This is a genomic window from uncultured Alsobacter sp. (genome assembly GCF_945952055.1).
Lineage (GTDB): Bacteria > Pseudomonadota > Alphaproteobacteria > Rhizobiales > Beijerinckiaceae > Alsobacter.
In genome coordinates this window covers 1-5,112 of record NZ_CAMFHB010000096.1, presented here as the reverse complement: position 1 = coordinate 5,112, position 5,112 = coordinate 1, and the positions used below count along the sequence as shown (strand labels likewise).

Here is a 5,112-nt window from a genome sequence, read left to right as displayed (position 1 = left end):
GCGGGTAGCACCGGCGATCGAGGATTGCGTCGCCTTGTTCCACTTCCTCGGCTGGCCGGAAGAGGCCGCCCGTTCCGGGATCGAGTACATCGTGACCCGGCTTGCCGAGTGCCCGTCGCGTGCGTCAGCGTTCGAGTCGCTGCGCCGCGACTACCACGCCCGCGCCCTCCTCGATCTGCCCGCCGGGTCGTGGCTGTCGATGCTCCGGGTCGTGCTCGGCAACCCCGACCCGATTCATGCGCACACGAGGGTCGCGCGCGGGGTGCTGCACCGGCTCGTGAACGAAGAACCTCTCCGATCGCTCCTCACCGATGAGGCTGTGCTGTCGGAGGTGGTGCTCTCCGCTCCGGGAGGGGGTGGGTGCCGTGGCCGCGAGTAGCCCGGGGCATATCGAGCTGGAACGCGCCCTCGACTCCATCGTCGTCGGCACCCGGCACCGCACCGATCTCGGCGACATCGACGCCCTCATGGAGTCGATCAGCCGCGTCGGCCTGTTGCAGCCGATCACGCTCACCCCGGACGGGGTGCTCGTGTGCGGGTGGCGCCGCTACCACGCGCTGCGCCGGCTCGGGCATCGCACGACGAACGTGTGGATCAGGTCGGGCCTCACGGACCGGCTCAGCCAGCTCCTCGCCGAGCAGGACGACAGCGCGATGCACAAACCTTTGTCGCTGATCGAGGCGGAGTCGCTGTACCGGGAGCTGAAAGCCGTGATGGCCGAGGATGCGGCGCGCCGGCAGGAGGCATCACGCTTCGGCAGCAACACCCGGGAAGCCGGGGATGCTGCGGAAGTCTCCGGTGCCGTCGAATCGACGGCACCGCGCTCCGCCGGGGAAGCCAGGGTGCAGGCCGCCCGCATGGTGACCGGGCGCGGCTCGCAGACGATGCTCGAACAGATCGGCCGCTTGAAAGACCTCGCGAACGACGACACCCGCCCCGAGCACATCCGCGCCCAGGCCGCCGAGGAGCTGGCGCGGATCGAGGCCGGCGGGAAAGTGCATGGCTCACACCTGCGCATGAACGCCGCCCTCTCACTCGATGAACTCGACCGCCTCGCCACCAACCCCGGCACGCCGGAGATCGTGCGGGCGCAGGCCGCGACCTCTGCCGCCGAGGTGCGGGCCGCAGGTCAGGAGGCGCGCACGGCGGAGCTTGCGGAGCTCGCCGCCGACGCAGTGGCCCGGATCACCGCGGCGAAGCGCGCCGGGAAGAAGAAGGGGAAGGCCGAGGCGCGGCCTCGGCTGGCGCTGGTGATGCTGCCGCCGCGCGCGTTCCTCGCGTTGTGGGCGGACCTGGACGGGTGGACGACCCGGTACGACGCCGCCGAGATCGCCCGCACGCTCACCGCGCCGGAGTGGGAGCGGGTCGAGCGGGTGCTCGCCGAGACCGTCGCCTTCCTCACGATCATCCGCGACCTCCGCACCGACACTGCCGGCACGGTGGATGCTGAGCCGCGACGGGCCGAGGTACGGGCGGGCTGACCCAGGGCGCGGGGTGTGCACCTCCTGAGCATCGACTTCCAGGAGGTTCCGCATGGACCCGAACGCTGACCGCCCGCCCCGCAGGCTCTTCATCGCCGCCGCAGCCGGCGCGACCGTGCTCCTGCTGCTGATCGGCGTCGGCGTCTACGGCCTCCTCCGCGGCCCCGCCACCCCGGACACCCCGCACACCCCGACCTCGCCGACAAGCCCCGCCGAGGAGACACGGCAGCCGAACTTCCCGCCCCGCCCGGTACCCGAGACCCCGGATGGAGAGGCGTTTGCGCGGTCGGTGGCGGAGCGGCTGTTCGGGTGGGATACCGGCCTCGAGTACGGGCCTGCCGACTACATGCAGCGCCTTGTCGATGTCGCGGACCGGGCAGAGGCGCCGGGTCTGGCGGCGGATGTGCGCGGCTATTTCCCGGAGGCGCGGGCCTGGGGTGAACTGCGGCAGTACCAGACCCGGCAGTGGATCGAGATCGACAGCATCGTCGTCCCCCAGGATTGGACGGCGGCGAAGGCGCAGGCCGGTGCCGGGCAGCTCCCGCCCGGCGCGATCGCCTACACGATCACCGGCACCCGCCACCGCACCGGCATGTGGGATGGGCGAGAGACCTCGGATGCGCGCCCGGTCGCGTTCACGATCTTCGCCGCCTGCACCGAGCAGGACGGGTGCCGACTGCTCCGGCTCTCCGCCGTCGACCAGCCGCTCCGCTAACCCCAGGCGCGCTGATGGTGAAGAAGCTGCTGATCCTCGGCCTGGTGCTCCTGTGCCTGGGCCCGTCGGTCGCGATCGTGAGCGTCGGCGCGCTCCTCGGCCCGGTGCTGTGCATCACGGGATCGCTCACAGTCGGGCCGATCCCGGATTCCCTCACCGCCACCACCGCCGACGGCACCCCCGTCACCCTGGACAAGCAGCAGCTCACCCATGCGGCCACCGTGATCACGACCGGGGCGGGCATCCCCGGCATCGGACAGCCCGGCGTGCGGGTCGCCCTCACGGCCGGGCTCACGGAATCGCGGTTACGGATGCTCGCCAACACCGGCGCCTACCCCGAGTCGGGGTCGTTCCCGAACGATGGCGACGCCTCGGATCACGACTCACTGGGCATCTTCCAGATGCGCCCCCAGGCCGGCTGGGGCACGGTCGCCGAGCTCATGGACCCCGTGTACCAGTCCCGAGCTTTCTACGGCGGCCCCGACGGACCCAACTTCCCGACCCCGCGCGGTTTGCTCGATATTCCCGGCTGGCAGCAGATGGACCCGGGAGCCGCAGCGCAGGCCGTGGAGGTGAGCGCCTTCCCAGATCGGTACCGGAACTGGCTGCCCGTCGCCGACGCGATTCTCACCGCCCTCACCACTCCCGCCAACGGTGGCGGCAACACCAGTGGGCCGGGTCCGGTGCCGGAGACTTCGCGCATCGTGTTCCCGCTGCCCGAGGGCACCTACACGAGCACGGATTCCTTCGGGTGGCGCAGCGACCCCTTCACCGGGGAGCGCGAGTTCCATTCCGGCAGCGACCTCGCCGCAGCCGACGGCACACCCATCTCGGCGATCGCCGACGGGCGCGTGACGGTCGCGGAGTTCTCCGCCGGGTGGGGCGGCCTCATCATCGTGGAGCACACGGTGCAGGGTGAGCGGGTTGCGTCCTATTACGCGCATATGTGGCAGGACGGCATCTACGTCACCGCCGGGGAGACCGTGACTGCGGGGCAGCACATCGGCGATGTCGGCTCCTCGGGCCGCTCCACCGGCGCGCATCTGCATATCGAGATCCGGCCGGGCGGGCAAGGACAGCCGCCCGTGGACGCGGTTGACTGGCTCGCGCAGCACGGAGCCGTCGCCACCGACAGCAGCGCGCCCCGGCAGGGCGGCTGCCAGATCGGGGCCGGCTCGTGAACGTGTTTCCCGACTTCGGCGCAGTCAGCGGCGCGGACGGGCTGACCGAGGCGATCGGGGCGATGTTCACGATCGTGCTCATCGCCTCAGTGCTGACGCTCCTGATCTCCGCGATCGCGTGGGCGATCTCCTCCTCGACCGGGAACTCGTACACCGCGCAGAAGGCCCGCGTCGGGGTGTTCGTCGCGCTCGGCGCGGCCGCCCTCGCCGGGGCCGCCGTCGCGTGGACGAACTTCCTCATCACCGTCGGCGACACCCTCTGATCCCACCCTGACCTCGCCGCGTTTCGCCGGATCGCTGGGGCGCACCTGCCTGCTGGTGGACGAGTCGCGTCCCCGCATCGACAGGAGGACCACCCGTGATTGATATTGACCCGAACAGCGACGGGCTCCCCGGCATCGCGCAGCTCCGCGAGATCGTCGGCGCAGTCATGACGGCAGGATTGATCCTTGCCGTGCTGGCATTGATTGTCTCGGCGATCATCTGGGGTTTTGGTGCGAACAGCAGCAATCCCCACTTGGCATCTCGGGGAAAGACGGGCGTGCTCGTCTCCTGCGGGGCCGCGATCCTGTGCGGTGCGGCAGTCACGCTCGTGAACTTTTTCTGGACTGTCGGCCAGGCCGTCAACTAGCCAGGGCTGGTGAGTCACGGTGAGCATCTGCGACGCCCCGATCATCTCCACCGTCTGCACCGCCGTCGGCGACGGCCCCGCCGGGCTCTTCTTCCGCTGGGTCGCCGACGCGATGGGGCTGGCCGTCTCCACACTGTTCCAGGGCATGTGGGAGGTGTTCTCCACCACGACCGCCGTGGACATCACCTCCGACGGGTACATCCGGGTCTACAACATCCTCTTCGGCATCGCCGTCGTCGTGACCCTGCTGCTGTTCTGCTTCCAGCTCATCGCAGGGCTCGCCCGCCGCGACCCCTCCGCGCTCACCCGCGCCGGCATCGGCGTCGCGAAGAGCGTGCTCGGGTCGTTCGTGCTCATCACCCTCACCGCCCTGCTCTTGCAGGTCACGGATGTGCTGTCGGTCGGGATCATGCAGGCCGCCGGGGAAACCATCGAGAGCATGGGCGGGCGGCTCGCTCTCCTCATCGCCGGCCTCACCGTCGTCGGGGCGACCAGCGGGGCCGGGGCGCTGCTGATGATCTTCCTCGCCGGCCTCATGATCGCCGCGATCTTCATCCTCTGGTTCTCGCTCCTGATCCGCAAAGCCCTGCTGCTGGTCGCGATCGTGCTCGGCCCCATCGCCCTCGCCGGCCTCACCTGGGAAGCATCGCGCGGATGGTTCGGAAAATGGGCGACCTTCGTGGTCGCCCTGATCGCGTCAAAACTCGTGGTGACCGTCATATTCCTCGTAGCACTCACCCAGGTGGCGACCCCGATCACCCTGGACCTCGCCGTCCTGTCGGAGCCCATCGCCGGAATCGTTCTGCTGTTCATCGCCAGTTTCGCGCCCTACATGGTCTACAAGTTCCTGGCGTTCGTGGGTTTCGACATGTATCAGGCCGCGTCGATGGAGCAGGAAGCGAAGTCGGCGCTCAACCGCCCTATTCCGATTCCGTCCAAGCCGAAAGCCGCAGACGCGAAGCAGGTGCTCGACGGTGGTGGCGACGCGAAGGGCACACCGTCCGCGCCAGAGTCCTCGCCGGCACCCACACCGGCAGAGACACCCACGGCAAGCGCGCCCGCTACGGAAGGGGCTGCCGCCGGAGGCACCGCAGAGGGCACGAC

The 5,112-nt window shown here is 69.8% G+C and carries 6 protein-coding genes and 1 pseudogene; all 7 read left to right on the top strand.

From position 1 onward, the window contains the following. Positions 1-379 (top strand): annotated as a pseudogene (locus tag Q0Q47_RS30900) (hypothetical protein); the annotation flags it as partial. Beyond that, on the top strand, positions 366-1,481 hold the full coding sequence (locus tag Q0Q47_RS30895) for a ParB N-terminal domain-containing protein (RefSeq protein WP_293868998.1): 1,116 nt from the start codon (positions 366-368) through the stop codon (positions 1,479-1,481). The pseudogene Q0Q47_RS30900 and the gene Q0Q47_RS30895, both read left to right, overlap by 14 nt. Before the next feature lie 52 nt (positions 1,482-1,533). Further along, positions 1,534-2,196, top strand: a complete 663-nt coding sequence (locus Q0Q47_RS30890) for a hypothetical protein (RefSeq protein WP_293868996.1) — start codon at positions 1,534-1,536, stop codon at positions 2,194-2,196. Between the two features lie 14 nt (positions 2,197-2,210). Further along, positions 2,211-3,377, top strand: coding sequence for a M23 family metallopeptidase (locus Q0Q47_RS30885; protein ID WP_293868994.1), 1,167 nt, complete (start codon positions 2,211-2,213; stop codon positions 3,375-3,377). Beyond that, positions 3,374-3,640, top strand: coding sequence for a DUF6112 family protein (locus Q0Q47_RS30880; RefSeq protein WP_293868992.1), 267 nt, complete (start codon positions 3,374-3,376; stop codon positions 3,638-3,640). Before Q0Q47_RS30885 ends, Q0Q47_RS30880 begins: the two co-directional genes overlap by 4 nt. Positions 3,641-3,735: 95 nt before the next feature. After that, positions 3,736-4,008 (top strand): DUF6112 family protein, encoded by a 273-nt coding sequence (locus Q0Q47_RS30875; protein ID WP_293868990.1) that lies wholly within the window; start codon positions 3,736-3,738, stop codon positions 4,006-4,008. A 19-nt stretch (positions 4,009-4,027) separates the two neighbouring features. Beyond that, positions 4,028-5,112: conjugal transfer protein TrbL (locus Q0Q47_RS30870; RefSeq protein WP_367278329.1), on the top strand; the 1,085-nt coding region annotated here is incomplete at its 3' end.

Bases quoted from the DNA above. Each gene is read 5' to 3' on its own strand.
- Q0Q47_RS30885 (WP_293868994.1), top strand. From the start codon at position 2,211: ATGGTGAAGAAGCTGCTGATCCTCGGCCTGGTGCTCCTGTGCCTGGGC.
- Q0Q47_RS30890 (WP_293868996.1), top strand. From the start codon at position 1,534: ATGGACCCGAACGCTGACCGCCCGCCCCGCAGGCTCTTCATCGCCGCC.